The sequence below is a fragment of the Vibrio algarum genome, assembly GCF_028204155.1.
GTDB lineage: Bacteria > Pseudomonadota > Gammaproteobacteria > Enterobacterales > Vibrionaceae > Vibrio > Vibrio algarum.
The window spans coordinates 1,075,824-1,092,766 of sequence record NZ_JAQLOI010000003.1; the positions used below are offsets into that span (position 1 = coordinate 1,075,824).

Below are 16,943 nucleotides of genomic sequence, written 5' to 3' on the forward strand. Positions count from 1 at the left end.
GATTAATCCGTTTTTTCTACATAGAAGCCACGATATACATATTTCAGAAGTTGGTAAAGTTAGTGTTAGATATGCAACTCATGGAATAAGGCTTTCCGGTAAAGTAACCTTGGATTAAAGAAAAAGGGAGGTGTTTAATACGTTCATATTCTTCTTTAGTCTCAATGCCTTCAATAACTGTGCAGATGCCATTTTGGTTGAAATTTTCTAGTAATTCAGGAAGGTATGTTGCGTTGGTTGTACCGAAAAATTCTTGGATCAGACTGCGGTCAATTTTCACAATATCGGGTTTCAGTAGAGAGACTCGTTCATCGTTAGAAAATTGTTGCCCGTAATCATCAATAGCAAGTTGGTGACCTAACTGTCGGAATTCTTCTACACCAGCGATAAATTTTTGTACATTGCTTTCTTTAAATTCGGTAATTTCCCAAATTATTTGTTCTGATGATAACCCTTCTTCGCAAATCCGATTGTGGATTTGCGAAGTGGCATTTTTAATCGTTTGAGTACAAGCAAACATGTTTGGATGAATATTAATAAACACTTTGCCATTTAAACTAAGCTTGGCAAAATTTCGAATGTGTAACCAAGCACATACAATACCTACTTTTACAAGCTCATCTTCGTCTAAAAAATAAGCAAAAAAATCTAATGGGCTGATAGTTCGGCCATTACATAGGTAGACTCTGATAAGACATTCATAGCCATAAATTGTCTCTATATTTTGAGTGTATATTGGTTGAAAAAAAGACTTGAGAGTATATTGTCCGTAGCTGGCGACCCATTCATTTTCTTGTGCGACGAAGTACCACTGAAGCTCATCTAGCTTAATGTCTGACATTTGAATTATATTTTGTTTTAATTTTTTCTATAAAATAGAGTATTAACTCTACAAGTCAATGATTTGGCGAGCCGATTATTGATGGGCTTACCATTTATGTTGATTATGTGATCTGGATGGGGTCAATTTTGCAAGCCGCATAAGGTCCCTTGCATCGGACGCATAGATATAACGTTTGTTTAGATAAAGAACGGGCTATTTATACGTGCTACATCGAACTTATTTTATTTGATCAGTTGAATTGAGCCAAGCGCAACACCTAACTCAATTTTTAATGTGGTTAAACTTCGAATTGGCTAACTAATTCGCTCAAATTTTTAGCTTTAGAGTTTAGATGACCACTTGCTTGCCTATTAGTATTGGCAACATTGGCTGTTTCATTGCTCGTTTCGGATATCACAACCACTCTCTCTGAAATTTCGACACCTACTTGGCTCTGTTCTTCTGTCGCGGTGGCTATAAGAGCATTCATATCCATTATTGTTGCAATGGCAGATAAAATTTCTTGTAAAGCCGTACCAGCTTGAGTGGCTTGCTCGACGGTAAGATCACTTTGGCTATTACTATTATTCATAGCAGAAACGGCTTCATTAGTAGACACTTTTAGTTGGCTAATCACCTCGCTAATCTCTCGTGTACTCTGCTGTGTTCTACTTGCTAACTGTCTGACTTCGTCGGCAACAACAGCAAACCCTCTGCCTTGTTCTCCTGCTCGTGCTGCCTCAATAGCTGCGTTAAGCGCTAACAAATTAGTCTGTTCAGCTATTTCTTCAATCACATTAAGTGAACTAGAAATATTCTCTACATTGCTTTCTAGTTTGCCCATAGAAATAGCGGCATCGGTAATGATTTTCGCTAACGATTCGACAGAAACAACGGCGGTATCCACTGTCGATACGGCTTCTTGGGCTTTATCTTCTGCAATATGGGCAGCCTCTGCCGCACTTACTGCGTTAGTGGTGATTTCTTGAGCTGTCGTTGTCATCTCAGTCATTGCTGTGGCGACCTGTTCAGTTTCTTCACGTTGTTGATTTGAAAGCGAATCCACCCTGTCTGCACGCCCCCTCATGTTTGTGGTTTCTTCTTCTATTTCTCCACTCACTTCCGTTACATTTTTAATAATAGATTGAAGGTTAGCGATAAATACGTTGAAATTGGAACTTAATTTAGCAAACTCAGGGACTTTAAATTGGTCCATACGTGCTGTTAAATCGCCTTTCCCTTCAGCAAAATCGGCAATTGAAGAGCCAAACTGGTAGAGAGGTGCGAGGATACTTCGAGACACAAAAAAGGCTAACACCGTAGACACTATTATTATCACGGCTCCAAATGTCGCTATTGTTGTGAAGCTATCAGACGTTTGTGCGTTGGTTATTGCACTCATGTTGGCCACAGTGGCGTTTACATCGTCTAGGTAGAATCCGGTACCAATAACCAAATCCCATTGTGGTTCATATATTGAAAAACTGAGCTTTTCTAAAGGTTCGTTTTGACCTAATTTGGGGAAGTAATAAGAAGTGAACGTGTTACCTTTTTTCGCGTTTTTGATAATGTCTTGAATGAATAAATTGCCTTTAGAGTCTTTGGCGTCCCAAAAAGAGTCTCCTATTCCTTTCGTGCTACTACCACTAAATACCCTGATGCCTTTACTTGAATAACCGAAAAAATAACCGGCCTCTGCGTATTTAATTTTGGAAAGTTCGTCGACAACCTTTTCGATTGAAGCATTGCTTTCTTTTAGAGGCAACAAGACGGTGTCAACAATTTCGACATAAGCTTTTAACCCATTTTTTTGCATTTCAAGCATTTCAGACCGAACCATTTTGGTCTGAGAAGTGCCAAGTTCTGACATTTTTAGATAAGTCTCTATCATCATTCCTGCAGCGAGAATTAATAGGGGGACGATAGATAATAGATATAATCGAGATTTTATGGATAAAACAGGCATTGTTAGCTCCTCAAATTTAAAAGAGCCAATCAGACGTTACGTTGGTTTTATTTTTATTAAAGTTATCTAATTCACACAGCTTGGATTCTAGTCGTCCATATTTTAGATATGCACCATTAACCTGACACAGAACCAACCGCATCTAAGTAGGCTGTTCTGTCGCTAACCGATTATTGGTTTAGAACACTTTAATACTATTATGGACCTAATTTAACAAAATTAACAATAGTGAATTACTGGACAAACTTAAAAGAAACATGAAAATAGTTTGTTAAAAATAAATCAGTAATAGGGGCGTATTTAATTTTTTTAATATCAGTTGGATAGCGTGATACCTATGGATTGTTACTGCCCTTTAAATAGATGATCCAGAGCAGCAAAATAACACAATATGGGATGGATAATAAGATCACATTGTTGATAAAATATGCATTTGTGAGATGGATATCACTACCCACCCACTAGTAAGAAAAATTGAAAGAGCGGTTATATTGTGCCGCTGGTTAGTCTTCAATTTGATAATGAAATACTAACCTGTGGCGGATTATAAATGGCATTTATCCACAATGACTTTATTACGTCCACTGTTTTTGGCAGTGTAAAGCGCAGCGTCCGCCCTTTGGAACCAATTTTCGAATGTATCTGTCAGCTGGCAAGATGATATCCCAGAGCTTATAGTGAGACTTTCTACTGGACTAAAATCACTTTGCGAAATTGTGGTACGTAACGTATCAATATAGCAAAACGCTTTTTGAGAGTCGGCTTCAGGAATAAGTATCACAAACTCTTCTCCTCCCCAGCGACAACTGACATTCTCTATACGGGATTGAGTTATTAAGATACCTGCTAGTTTACGTAATATGTCATCTCCAACTGCGTGGCCGTGCGTATCGTTTATCTGTTTGAAATGGTCAATATCGACCACGGCAAGTGACGCCTCACTGCGATATCGCTTCACTCTTGCTATTTCTTTTGTCACAAAGATTTGAAACGCTCGTCTATTGTAGAGATTTGTTAACGCATCTTTCGATGCGAGTTCCTCAAGTTTTACGTTCTGTGTTTCCAGTTGGTTATTTTTGGCTTCCACTTCTTTGGTCCGACTTCTTACCATTTCTTCCAAGTACTGAGCATACATATTTGTTTTGATCAGGGTTTGAGAAAAAGCAATAGAGAGTTTCTCGATTTCATCTCCTGAACGGATAACAGTAATCGGAGAACCGGGCATGTTAATTGAATGACTAACCTCGCGAGTCAATTGCACAATTGGTTTAGTCATTCTTTGAGATAGCTGGTAAATAAACCATAGGCATATGGTCATTAAGAAGATTGAGGTTATTAAAAGGCTAATTAAAATCTCATTAACATCCTTAATAATGTCAGACTTTAAAGTTGTTATATAAAGCGTCCAACCAGGGACATTTTCGACTTTGGCGAACGTTACCACTTTTTCTTCATCAATATTGATATCTTGATACTCACCATAACCAAATTCTTGAACCTTGACTTTATTAAGTACTTTGTCAAAACCTGGGAATCCAAAAGACTCTGCTTCAGAGAGATTAAAGCTCATTATAAAATCATCATTGGGGTGAGAAATTATGTTTCCATTAGCATCACTTAGCCATGCGTAACTGTCTCGAGCTAGTTTAATAGAAGAAAGTCTATCGCTCAGTTTAGATAGGGATACTGCAGTAGCAAGCGTCCCCTGCCAATTATTATCGTCATCGAGGATTGGTACGGCGACCATTGTAACTAGCTCTCCTTCAAACTGACTTTTCAAAGGAGAGGTAATATTGAATTCTTTGCCACGCCATTGCTCTGCGGTTAAAAAGGCGCTATGGCTTATCTTTCCGGTAAAGCCTTTAGAGTCTATTAGATTTAAGGCGTTATCCACATAGACGGCATTCAAGAAACTATCGTCTCCAACTGACATCAATCGATTTAGCGCTGATTTTATATGCTCGGTGTCACCTTGCTTTATCTGAATGTCGCCGCTGACGACCTTGAGCATGGAGATATACTGAGAAAATTCTCGACTTAATAAGTTGGCGTGCATACTCGCTAGCTCAGAACTACTTTTTAGTGCCAACTCCAATACGTTGTCTTTCTCTTTAGTATACAAAGCTACCATCAGCAACGTTGTGAACATGATGGTAACAAGAGAGTAACTGAAAATAATTTTCGTTTTGATACTATGCTGCATATCGCACCTTGGTGAATGGTACTGTTCAAGTGATACAAATTGATTTCTATCACTGTATCTAGAGAAATAGTCATTTGCTACGACACTAGACATAAAGGTAATTGATTACGCCAATATTATCGAGTCTATCAATAATATTGGCGTAACTCATAGCTTAAAATTTCCATAGTCTATAGAAGGTTGAAGTCGCGAGATGAAAATTCTGTGATGATGTGGTCGTTAGAGTCTGACTTCAACGAGTGCACGTAAACTTAAAGAAGAGTGTATTTTGTCAAAACACGCCAAACCACACTCAATGTGATTTGGCATGCTGTAGAGGCAGAATTTAAGCAACGACCTCAAATGTCGCTGTTGTTAAGTCACTATCTTTGGAGCTGGAACCAACCATTAACTCAAAGTCTCCCGGCTCGACGATACGTTCAAGAGAGGAGTTAACCAGTGCTAAATCATCAAACGCAATAGTCATATGAACCTCTTTGGTTTCTCCTGCCTTCAGTTCAATGCGTTCAAACGCGCGCAAGTTCTTAATTTCAGTGGTTACAGAGCTGTACACGTCGTTGAAGTAGGCTTGCACTATTTCAACGCCATCTCGTGTACCCGCATTGGTTATTTTAATACTAAATTTAAGGTCGTCACCAGGGCTAAGGGTTGGATTATTGATATGTAGTTCCGAATACTCATACTGGGTATATGACATGCCTTCGCCAAACACATACAAGGGTGTCTCCGGCATGTCTATATAACGCTCTTGCCCTCCGAGATCCGCTTCTAAGCGCGCATGCCAGCCAACATATTTGTTGTAATATACAGGAACTTGACCAACATGATGCGGGAACGATATTGTCAGTTTTCCACTAGGATTATAATGACCAAATATAAGTTCAGCTAAAGCTTGTCCCCCTTTACAACCAGGGTTAAATGCACATACAACCGCATTGCTTTGTTGCGCCATTTTAGGAATGGTAAGTGGTTTGGAAGCCACTAGTACGCCAATGACTGGGGTTCCAGTACAAGACACGGTTTCAAGTAATTGGTTTTGATAACCACTTAAATCTAAATTCGCTCTGTCGTGGAATTCACCATTTTGTTTTAATGTATCACCAACACAAGCGATAACCACATCTGCTCTTTCAGCTGCTAAACGGGCTTTGTCTATTTCTTCAAATTCTGTGTCTAAACAGTCTGCCCCTTTTATATACTCGACCTCAAACCCTAGCTCTTTTGCCATGGTTTGCAGCCCAGCTAAAGGAGTAATGGTTTGCGCTCGGTGGAAACTTTCATCGCTGGCTTCTGCCTGCATTGAACCAAAAGACCAGTCGCCTAACTGAGCGATAATATCATCGGCATTTGGCCCTACAACCAGAACCTTTTTAACCTTATTTGGTTTAAGCGGCAACACCCCATCATTTTTGAGTAATACTAAGCTTTTACGGCTGGCCTCCAGTGACAGGTCCCATGCTTGCTCGCTTCCAAGTAACTTTTTGCGTTCAATGGAGGTGTAACGATTTTCGTCAAATAGTCCTAGTTTAAATTTCGCCTCTAAGATTCTGCTGACAGAGTCGTCAATGATGGATATATCAATTTTTCCTTCTTCTACCAATTCAATCGCTGATTGATAAAATTCAGGAGTGGTCATCATCATGTCATTACCACCAACGAGTGCTTTGTAACTCGCTTCTTTTAAGTTTGCAGCGACACCCTGTTTGTCATGTAGCGACCCAACATTATTCCAGTCGGTTACTATAAATCCGTTCAAGCCCCACTGTTCTTTAGCTACTGTTTTTAATAACCAAGAGTTTGTGGTGCATGGTTCGCCATCAATAGACTGATAACCTGTCATCAATGTCGCACAGTTTGCTTTTTTGACGGCTTTTTCAAAGGGGGTAAAAACAGTGACAGTAGTTTTCGTTTCGAAGTATCGGCTTCGTAGGAATCACGCCCCCTAAAGTTTCTCCATAACCAACATAGTGTTTTGCACAGGCTAAAATAGAGTTTTCATTCTTAAAGTCGTTTCCTTGGTAACCAACAATGGTCGAGGCGGCAAGTTCTCCAATCAACCATGGGTCTTCACCATAGGTTTCATCTACGCGTCCCCAGCGAGGGTCACGGCCTACGCATAGCACTGGAGAAAAGGTCCAGTGTTGTCCTGCTGCGCGGGTTTCAAGTGCAGTCACTTGCCCCATTTTTTCCATTAAGTCTTTATCCCAAGAACAAGATGCACTTAGCTGAGTAGGGAAAACGGTCGCTTCATTTTCAAAGCAATGGCCATGAATGGCGTCAATCCCAAATATTAGGGGATTCCAAGACGAGTATTTGCGGCTCTGTCTTGAAGCTTCTGAGGTTGGTCACCAGTGCAGTGCAGGTAGCTACCAACATTCATCGCTTCTAAATTATCCACATGAACTTGGTCGTGCGCAGGAAGCTGCAACATCTGACCAACTTTTTCTTCAACGGTCATGCGTGATAAAAGGTCTTCAAGACGGTCTTTAATGCTTAAGTTTGGATTCTGGTAAGGGTGATTCATCTTGGTATCTCCAATAAATTTGGATTACCATAAAATGTCGATGGTCGATAAACCTTGTCAAAAGCGACAATTATTAGCATTATATCGACATGACTACGACTTATAGACTTAGCTCTCACCTTCTTCATTCTAATATTCCATTCTGTATTCAGCCAGCAATACACGATGGCGCATTCCATTTACATCGCCACGATTTCTCTGAACTCATGATTGTCTTATCTGGTCAAGCAGAACATATTGTTGGTAAACAACGATCAACGATCAAAACTGGGGATGTTTTTGTTATTAATGGCACCGTAGAGCATGGTTTTAGTAATGCGAATGAATTGATGATATTTAACTTGATGTTCGATGAACGGAAGCCGTTTTTTGAAACGCCAGCAATACGTGTTTTGCCCGGTTATCAAGCGCTATTTAATATTGACCCATTGGCTCGAGAACAGGAATCGAGCGTACCTTACTTGAACATACAAGGGGATATATTGGCTCATGTGGAGCGATTGTTGAAAGAAATTTATACAGAGTATAATGAGGCCAAATTGGGGTTTGAATCCGTATTAACAGCTATGCTGCAACATCTCGCAGTATTGCTTGTGCGAAACTACCCAGAACAAGCCAATGCAAAGCAAAAAAACACGCTAGCGCTAGCACGGGCTTTATCTTTTATAGAGCAGCATTATTATGACCCAAGCTTACGTGCTAACGATATTGCTACGAGAAGTTTTCTTAGCACTCGGCAGTTAGAGCGGTTGTTTCACCAGTTTTTTCAAACTACTCCTAGCCAGTACTTAAACGACAAGCGAATTTCACGTGCAAAAGAGCTATTAGCTAGCGACATCAACCTTAATATCAATCAAATTGCTGAGAACTGCGGCTTTAATGACAGTAACTATTTCTCTCGTGTGTTCCGCAAACAGACCGAACTTTCTCCAAGAGAGTATCGTAAACTACAGTTCGTGATTACTCGGTAACTGTTTGCTATGAGCAGAGTTATCACTGGCGGATTACTTGTTTTTTAGGTAAGAAATTCAATTCGTTATATTCATTTATCCAAGATACAAATTCAGGTGCGCTCAAGGGCTTAGAAAATAAAAAACCCTGAACTTTATGGCAACCCAAATCGTTGAGTTTTGCAAGTTGTTCTAAGGTCTCAACACCTTCCGCGACCACTTCAAGATTGAAGTTACTTGCAAGGCCAATTAAGGAACTCACCATCATAAAATCAGTTTGGTCAGTCAAAAAATTTCGAATAAAACTTCTATCTATTTTGATTTGGGCGATAGGAAGCACCCGCAGTTGATTCAATGCAGAATACCCCGTACCAAAGTCATCGAGGGAAAAACGTATACCCAAAGCTGTGCACGCTTTCATAGACAACGCCACTTTCTTATAATCGGTGATACCTGCGCTTTCTGTGAGTTCAATTTTCAATTTACTAGGGGAGACCATTGGGTAACGACTCAGTAGTTTCGCTAGGCTCTGGGAAAATTCAGCACGCTCAATGTGGCAAACTGTTATATTCACACTAATTGCTACACGGGCGTCTTTTTTTATTTGATTGAGAGCAGCCTCAATGACCCACTCTCCGAAAAAGCTACTTATGGGATGATGGTCGATTAGATGGATAAATTTATCTGGAGTAAGGAAACCCTTTTCAGGGTGATTCCACCGAACCAAGGCCTCTGCACTTAGAATTTCACCGGAGTTCAATACCACTTGAGGTTGGAAATGTAAGACGAGTTCGTTGTTGCTTATTGCTGAGCTGAGTTCTTTTCTCAATTTGCAATCGTTAAGTTTATTTGCTTCTTCTGCTTTTTGAAAAATAGTATACGCCGTATCGTCATGTTGAATTTTAGGAAGAGCTTCATATGCTTGCATCATCATATTAACTGAAGAAATTGGCTCATCATTGTCGTTAAAGTAAGTTAGCCCTAATTTACATTGAATCACTGGTTCACTGGTGTTCAGTGGTATAAATTTTAGTTGCTCTGACAATTTATGCGCCAAAACTTCAATGTTTTTCTCTTCAGGTATTTCAATCACTAGCGCAAATCTATTTCGACTAGGTTTAGCAATAATCCAGTCTAAATCCGAGATGTCACTAATTCTATTCCTTAGTTTTATTAAGCTGTCATCTATTTCCTGTGAGGAGTGACATTCATATAGGGCTTCATATTTTACTATGCTAATAATGACGAACACTAAAGTATTATTTGAGTTATTTATGGCCTCTATTTTTTCATCAAGTAAGCTTTCTAAGAAGGCATTGTTAGGGAGGCCCGTCAACGAGTCAAATTTCAATTTATTTTGGAATTCTTGTTCAGCTAATACTCGTTGTCGGTTTTGAGTAAGCGCATCTCTAAATCGTCGCATGGCAAACCATAACAGAATTGCTGGACTAAGAAGGAGGACTAGAAATAGCTCATCAAGTTCCCAGCTTTCATGCTGTTGTAGGAAAAGCATAATACTTTCAAATGTTTCATACTTCGTGAACCATATCGTGGCAAGAACTAACACAGCAAGCGATATTATTGAATCTCGAATTATCTGTTTTCGTAATTGTTCTTGCATTGCGTTTCCTGTCATAAGACTAGCCGCATACCTCTGCGTAGCATCATTTAAGAATGACAGTTGCATGAAGGAATATTGTGCACCGGAGTCATGAGCTATTTAAATAAAATATAATTTTATATTATATATTATGAAGATCAATGAAAAATTTGAATAATTTATTTGAATTTATTTGAAATTGTTTGAAATTAATTAGAGTTATATAATTTACTTATGATGATTGTTTATGTAGATAGGTTTGTATTTTTTGGTTAAAGAGAACGAAAGAGGCTTTCATTGTTCGGCTTTATTCGCGGTGCAATTAAGGGTCGGTGTTCAATAATTTATATTAAAAGACAGAAAACTGAGTGTGCCAAAAGAACGATTGGTTAGCGACAACAGCTTTAATATGAATCAAATTTCCCAGAGCGGGAAAGGACGTTCCTTTGAGTTAATAGAGCCGAGTACAAATAATATGACGCTTAATTTATAACCGAGAGTCAAGTAGCCCAGTTGACATCGAGATCTTGATCGTTAAAGTGCAGATACAAAAAAATACAGGCAGCCATCTAAAAGTCTATCCATCTGATTCGAATTCCATTATCATCCATAGATAATATTATGAATTGTCTATGGATTCTCTCAAACTAAGGAAGGTTACTCTATGAATTTAACTGCAAAAACAGTTGTAGTAATTGCGATCGGCGCTGCACTATATGGGATTGGCGGTTTGCCAATGTTTGGTGTGCCAGTATTTGCCAATACTACTTTAAAACCAGCAATGGCTGTATTAGCTTTGTTCTCTGTTCTTTTTGGACCTATTGTGGGCTTCTTGGTTGGCTTTATTGGTCACTGGGTGACTGACTTATTTGCGGGGTGGGGTGTTTGGTTCACTTGGGTTCTGGGTTCGGGTATCGTGGGTATTGTGATTGGTATCTTTCCAAAAGTTACCGGTGGCCGATTGGAGTTAGGGGAGTTTAATTCTAAGGATTTCGCGATTTTTGTTGTATTGGCCCTTATAGGTAATGTTGTTGGTTATGGCTGTTCCGCTTTCTTAGATACCGTGCTTTATGCTGAACCGTTTGCAAAAGTATTTACGCAACTTTGTATTATTGCTGCCGGCAATACTATTTTGATCGCTATTGTTGGATACTTCATTTTAAAAAGCGTTGCCAAGCGTAACCAACAGAGTCGTAATTTGACGGAAGAATAGCGCTAAATGAGCATTGAATTTAAAGATTTTACGTTTAAGTACCAGTCGTTAGATAAACCAACACTTAAGAATATCAATTTAAAAATTGAGCAAGGTGAAAAGGTTGTCATTATTGGACCAAGCGGAAGCGGAAAATCAACGCTAGGGCAATGCTTAAACGGTCTTATTCCGAATTCTTATCAAGGCGATATAAAAGGAGTCCTGACCATAAATGGTATTGGGACTTCCTCTTTCGATATGCACCAATTTACAAAGCACGTGGGTACAGTGCTGCAAGATACCGACAGTCAGTTTGTTGGACTTAGCATTGGTGAAGATATTGCTTTTGCGCTAGAAAACCAGCTTGTGTCAACGGTCGATATGTACCCGTTAGTAAAAGCCACTGCGAAAATGGTGGACTTAGAGGCTATGCTTGGGCATTCCCCCCATGATCTTTCTGGAGGTCAAAAACAGCGTGTCTCTCTGGCGGGTATATTAGTAGATGATGTCGATATTTTTTTGTTTGATGAACCTTTGGCTTCTTTGGACCCTAAAACGGGCAAGAGAATCATTGAGATTATTGACCAGTTACACAAAAAACAGAGCAAAACCACCATCATCATTGAGCACCGCCTTGAAGATGTTCTTCATCGCGATGTTGACCGGATCATCCTAATGGATAATGGTGAAATTGTTTCTGACAGTACCCCTGATGAACTACTAGCATCAGGGTTGCTTCAACAACACGGTATTCGTGAACCACTTTATCTGTCAGCTTTGAAAGCAGCGCAATGCACGATCACTCCACAAGATAATCCCTCCTGTCTATCTCGAATGCCCTTGAATAAATTCCAAAGAGAAGTTGAACTCTGGTTTAAAACAAAACAAGAAAAAGCGGTTTACACTGCGCAACTCCCGTTACTTGAGATCGAAAACCTCACCTATTCCTATGATGGCGAACAAAATGCGCTTGAAGATGTCAGTTTTACAGTGAATAAAGGCGAGTTTCTTTCTATTTTAGGTAAAAACGGATCGGGTAAATCCACCATTACTAAGTTGCTTATGGGTGTGCTAGAAACGGATGCTGGTAGATTCTTGCTTAACGGTGAAGACTTATCAGGTTTATCTATCTTTGAGAGAAGTAATAAAATTGGGGTTGTTATGCAAAATCCAAATCATATGATTTCTCATCATATGATTTTTGATGAAATTGCATTTGGGTTACGCAACAGAGGTATGGATGAACAACAAATAGATAAGAAAGTTGTTGATATATTGAAACTGTGTGGTTTGAAAAAATACCGAAATTGGCCAATTGATGCGTTAAGTTATGGTCAAAAAAAACGTGTAACCATTGCTTCTATTTTAGTACTAGACCCAGAACTCTTGATACTTGATGAGCCTACCTCTGGGCAGGATTATCACAACTACACCTCTATGTTAGCCTTTATCCGTGAACTTAACTTAAAACTGGGTATTACAGTTGTGATTATTTCTCACGATATGCACCTTGTTCTTGAATATACTACTCGCTCTATTGTGATTTCGGACAGTAAGTTGATTGCCGATGCACCAATGACAGAAGTATTCAGCCAGCCGAAATTATTAGATAAAGCAAATCTTGCAACCACAAGCTTGTTTCAACTCGCTCAAATGCTGAACATTGATGATGCAAATGATTTTATGTTGCACTTTATTAATCAAGATAAGGTAGTAGCATGAACACGTCTAAAATGTCTTTTGGTATCAATTATATCGATACCGGATCCCCTTTACATAGGCTCAATGGCATTACTAAGTTAGTGATGTTTTTAGCATGGGTAACTGTTGTACTAATCACTTTTGATTTGCGAATTATTCTATCTCTCATCTGCTTGGGATTGCTTTTACTTAAGATTTCTAGAATTCCGTTTAAAGTATATAGACCTTTGGTTATTGGTACTGGAAGTGTGCTATTACTCAATGCGTTTTTTATGTACCTACTTGCCCCTCAACAAGGGAGCATACTGATTGGTAGTGAGAATATATTGCTTGAATTACCGGGTAATTACACCTTAACGAAAGAGACATTATTCTATTTGTCTACCATTACGTTGAAATATTTTAGTATGTTCCCTATAGCATTGGTCTTTGTTTTTAGTACTCATCCAACCGAGTTTGCGGCTAGTTTATGCCGTATAGGCGTTCCTTATAAAATTGCATATGCGGTGAGCTTGACTTTACGCTATCTTCCTGAGGTGAAAAAAGATTTTATAAATATCACTCATGCGCAACAAGCTCGAGGAGTTGACCTTTCCAAAAATACATCTTTATTTATGCGTATGAAGAACGTATCTAAAATTTTGGGTCCGCTTATATTTTCTAGTTTAGATCGAGCAGATGAAATTTCTAATGCAATGGTCTTGAGAGGGTTCGGACGGCATAAAACACGCACTTGGTATAGCTTAAGACCGTTAACTAGTAGAGATATAACGTGCTTAGTGGTTATCGGGGTTTGTGTTGTGTTGTCTATAGCAAAACGAATTATGGATGACACCTTGTTCTGGTATCCAATGTAAATACCTTTAAAAAAACCACAAATTCTTGTTAATGCCGATCGGTTAGTGCTAAATACTTCGTCATTTCCGTGAAAACGGGAATCTTGGCTGTACTAGATCCCCATTTTCATGGGGATGACGTCGGTTTTCGTCGGGATTACAGGTTTAAATGACCTTAACCGAACGGCATTACACAAATTCTTGTGGTGTTTTTAAAGGTAGAAAAATGTATAGCTAAAAGTATATGTTTTAACCATTTATGTAGTACATCTCGATATAGTTCAAGCAACACCTACCAACGAACAATTGCCAAAATAACTTTATTAAAGATCCCTTAAAAAACGTATTAGATTTTCTCTTTCAGTCTTATCTAATTTTAATACCGCCTGTTGTTGAGGCTGAGCTTCTCCTCCATGCCATAAAATTGCTTCCATAATGGTTCGTGCGCGCCCATCGTGCAAAAATGTGGCGTTGGGGTCGACGGTTTGCGTAAGCCCTAGTCCCCATAGGGGAGGGGTTCGCCACTCATTGGCTTGCGCTAAAAACTCAACTTGAATATCCCCTTTGACAAACTGGCTGTTTTTATCAAAGTCCGTTAACTCAATACCCATATCATGTAATAACATGTCTGTGTATGGGTATATTTTTTGTTCTGATAGTTCTGGGAATTCAACGGAACTTACTGTTGTGTAGCTTTCATTGTGGCATTGATTACAGCCAATCTCGTTAAATAGAGCCTTACCTGCTAATACATCTTCTGCATATGCATTGCGCCGTTGGGGTACGGATAAGTGGTTAGAATAAAAAGTGACCTTATCTAAAATTCTACTTGATACCTCATAGTTATATTCCCCTGTTGTATCGCTATTTCCGGTAGGGGCTTCAAGGCAGTCTTTTTGTTTTGGCATGCAATTTTCTATTTTAAATAACTCCGTCGTTAACCCCATGTCACCCAAAAATGCTCCCGCTACTTGCTGATGAATAGTTGGTTGACCCGCTTTCCAACCAAAACGGCCTAAGATCACACCGTTATCTGCAATTGACCAGACAAAGTTAGCTCGCCCTGAAATACCGTCGTTGTTCTTGTCATCTATATCTTGGTTGTCAATAACCTGTTGCGCATCTATTAGGGCTAGTAAGCCTAAGCCGATCATCGGAGGGGCAACTCGAGCGGAAAGTACGGTATCGTCATTAATTTCACAGCCATTGGCTTTTATATGCCAAATGGGTTTTCGTAGTTCAATGCTATCACCATCAGCGAATGTGATGTATTGGTAATCATAACTAACGGCTTGGCTGGCTTCTTTTTTTATACCAAAGTTTGCTTGATGTTGTAATTGACCACCAATACATGTGTCTGGCACGTTTGCTACTAGAGATTGATTGATCGCGGCTTTTTGCTCTTCACTTATATCGCTTTTTGAGGCGCGTAAAAGCATGCTATTAAAGTCGGTCCCGCGCTGTCCATTAACGGATTCTGAAGCGTGGCCACGACCATCTCTAACATGACAATCTTGGCAGGCGTTGTTATTAAAAAGTGGGCCTAAGCCATCCTGTGAGCTAACTGAACCCGCACTTTGTGCCCATGGTTCTTCAAAAAACTTGTTACCACCATGAAACTGTAAAAGACTTTTGCCTGCCTTCATATTGGCAGAAGGTGATGAAAAAGCAGAGGCAAACTCAGATTTAACCGACGTATCACCTGCGGATAAATGCTGTTTTTGATCTACTTCTGCTGCAAAAACGGTCACTGAGAATACGCAGATTAATGGGATGAACGATTTTTTCATTTTTAAAACTTCTTTTAACGAGAAAAAGACAACCCTAGAGCTGTCTTCAAAAGGGGTGTGAAGGTAGCGAAATTAATCACCGACTGCATCGAGTGATAGGGCGTGAATTGAGAGTAATTCTTCAACAGAAGTAAACGCAGAGTTTAGGTCTGTTAGTTGATAAACTGCAGCATATGCGGCTTGTCTCTCTATACCATTGTCATTCTGACCAATAATTTGATCGAAACGAATTGGCATGTCTTGCTCACCGGCATCGAAGACGACTTTCATGTTTTTTTCTATGTTATTGAAGGCAGAATCAAATTGTTGGTATAGAGATGGGCTTTTTTGCTTAATTAAATCAGAGACGCTGTCACCCGATATTATCGATCCATCCACTTTGTAATAATGACCATAAAAGGCGTTGCGAATGCCTTGAAGGTTATAGTAAATAGCCACATGGCTTAAATCACTGAAGCAATCATGCTCTTGTTCTGGGTCTCGACCTTCTAAGCCTTCATTCATACGTGCAGAAGCTAGTTCATCGGTTGCCATTGCTTTCATAGAAAATAGGATATAACGAATGCCATCTTCTGAAAGGATAAAGTTGTTTGCTAATGTGCCTTGGGTCGAAACCGCTTGTGCACTCCATTCGTTTGCCATGGTCTCTAGGTCATCGACTAATAACTGTGTGACAACACTTAAGTATTCGCGGCGGCGGTCACAATTCGAAGCGCTGCATAGATCACTTGCATCCGTTTGGAAGTCATTGACGTTGCGCTCTCCGGCACCCGCTTTTGTGCCGTTTAGATCTTGGCCCCATAATAGAAACTCAATGGCATGATACCCAGTGGTTACATTTGCTTCACCACCAACACCATTTTGATCTATCAAGTATTGTGTCGTGATTGCTTTGCCATTTTTTTTGTTGATGATCCCAGAACTATCATTCCCTTCAACGTAATCAATGGCTTGTTCATCAAGTGGCCATGCATTTACTTGGCCTTCCCATTCGTCGACGCTCGCTACACCACCGCTACTTTCTAGGCCTGCACCAATAGTGATGTCGGTATCCCAACGCATAATTTCTGACTGTTGATAAGGTATACGAGCCAGTTTGTAGGCCGCCTTCGCATTATTAAGGTTTTCGTTAGTCGGGTTCGCCAACAATGCTTGTACCGATTGTTGTAAGGTTTTTGCGGTAATTAGTGAATCAGTGTAAGCGGCATGCGCCATATTTATGTAGTTTGCTTTAATCAATTGCTCGGTAACTATTCTAACTTGTTGGTCTGGTTTTGTTTCACTTTCTGCTGTGGCGCGTCCAACAATAGCTGCAAGCGATAAGGCGACGATAGATATGGTTTTTTTTGTGAACATGT

General features: G+C 39.6%; 13 protein-coding genes. 4 read left to right on the forward strand and 9 right to left on the reverse strand.

The window, feature by feature from the left end:
- Positions 1 to 43: 43 nt before the first annotated feature.
- The 6 genes from PGX00_RS20280 to PGX00_RS20305 form a co-directional block, all read right to left on the reverse strand.
- Positions 44 to 841, reverse strand: coding sequence for an EAL domain-containing protein (locus PGX00_RS20280; RefSeq protein ID WP_272139978.1), 798 nt, complete (start codon positions 839 to 841; stop codon positions 44 to 46).
- A 280-nt stretch (positions 842 to 1,121) separates the two neighbouring features.
- Positions 1,122 to 2,789, reverse strand: coding sequence for a methyl-accepting chemotaxis protein (locus PGX00_RS20285; RefSeq protein WP_272139980.1), 1,668 nt, complete (start codon positions 2,787 to 2,789; stop codon positions 1,122 to 1,124).
- Between the two features lie 544 nt (positions 2,790 to 3,333).
- Positions 3,334 to 4,992, reverse strand: coding sequence for a sensor domain-containing diguanylate cyclase (locus PGX00_RS20290; RefSeq protein ID WP_272139982.1), 1,659 nt, complete (start codon positions 4,990 to 4,992; stop codon positions 3,334 to 3,336).
- A gap of 325 nt (positions 4,993 to 5,317) precedes the next feature.
- Positions 5,318 to 6,832 carry a glycoside hydrolase family 3 C-terminal domain-containing protein gene (locus PGX00_RS20295; protein WP_272139985.1) on the reverse strand — a complete coding sequence of 505 codons (1,515 nt, stop codon included), beginning with the start codon at positions 6,830 to 6,832 and terminating at the stop codon, positions 5,318 to 5,320.
- A gap of 34 nt (positions 6,833 to 6,866) precedes the next feature.
- Positions 6,867 to 7,283: a glycoside hydrolase family 3 N-terminal domain-containing protein gene (locus tag PGX00_RS20300; protein ID WP_322107897.1), complete on the reverse strand. Its 417-nt coding sequence runs from the start codon at positions 7,281 to 7,283 to the stop codon at positions 6,867 to 6,869.
- Complete coding sequence (locus tag PGX00_RS20305; RefSeq protein ID WP_272139987.1) at positions 7,283 to 7,516, reverse strand: hypothetical protein; 234 nt, start codon at positions 7,514 to 7,516, stop codon at positions 7,283 to 7,285. Before PGX00_RS20305 ends, PGX00_RS20300 begins: the two co-directional genes overlap by 1 nt.
- A gap of 89 nt (positions 7,517 to 7,605) precedes the next feature.
- Here PGX00_RS20305 and PGX00_RS20310 point away from each other — a divergent pair, with 89 nt between their 5' ends.
- Positions 7,606 to 8,487, forward strand: coding sequence for an AraC family transcriptional regulator (locus PGX00_RS20310; RefSeq protein ID WP_272139989.1), 882 nt, complete (start codon positions 7,606 to 7,608; stop codon positions 8,485 to 8,487).
- 22 nt (positions 8,488 to 8,509) lie between these two features.
- Here the strand turns inward: PGX00_RS20310 and PGX00_RS20315 are convergent, their stop codons facing one another.
- Entirely contained in the window at positions 8,510 to 10,087 is a 1,578-nt protein-coding gene (locus PGX00_RS20315) for a putative bifunctional diguanylate cyclase/phosphodiesterase (protein WP_272139991.1), read from the reverse strand.
- A 643-nt stretch (positions 10,088 to 10,730) separates the two neighbouring features.
- Here PGX00_RS20315 and PGX00_RS20320 point away from each other — a divergent pair.
- From PGX00_RS20320 to PGX00_RS20330, 3 genes are read left to right on the forward strand one after another with little or no spacing between them, the layout of a single operon-like run.
- Entirely contained in the window at positions 10,731 to 11,279 is a 549-nt protein-coding gene (locus PGX00_RS20320; protein WP_272139993.1) for an ECF-type riboflavin transporter substrate-binding protein, read from the forward strand.
- 6 nt (positions 11,280 to 11,285) lie between these two features.
- Entirely contained in the window at positions 11,286 to 12,980 is a 1,695-nt protein-coding gene (locus PGX00_RS20325; protein ID WP_272139995.1) for an ABC transporter ATP-binding protein, read from the forward strand.
- Positions 12,977 to 13,816, forward strand: a complete 840-nt coding sequence (locus PGX00_RS20330; RefSeq protein ID WP_272139997.1) for an energy-coupling factor transporter transmembrane component T family protein — start codon at positions 12,977 to 12,979, stop codon at positions 13,814 to 13,816. Before PGX00_RS20325 ends, PGX00_RS20330 begins: the two co-directional genes overlap by 4 nt.
- A 302-nt stretch (positions 13,817 to 14,118) precedes the next feature.
- Here PGX00_RS20330 and PGX00_RS20335 read toward each other — a convergent pair whose 3' ends face one another.
- Both PGX00_RS20335 and PGX00_RS20340 read right to left on the reverse strand, forming a co-directional pair.
- Positions 14,119 to 15,585 carry a di-heme oxidoreductase family protein gene (locus tag PGX00_RS20335; RefSeq protein WP_272139999.1) on the reverse strand — a complete coding sequence of 489 codons (1,467 nt, stop codon included), beginning with the start codon at positions 15,583 to 15,585 and terminating at the stop codon, positions 14,119 to 14,121.
- A 72-nt stretch (positions 15,586 to 15,657) separates the two neighbouring features.
- Positions 15,658 to 16,941: an imelysin family protein gene (locus PGX00_RS20340; protein WP_272140001.1), complete on the reverse strand. Its 1,284-nt coding sequence runs from the start codon at positions 16,939 to 16,941 to the stop codon at positions 15,658 to 15,660.
- Positions 16,942 to 16,943: the final 2 nt, after the last annotated feature.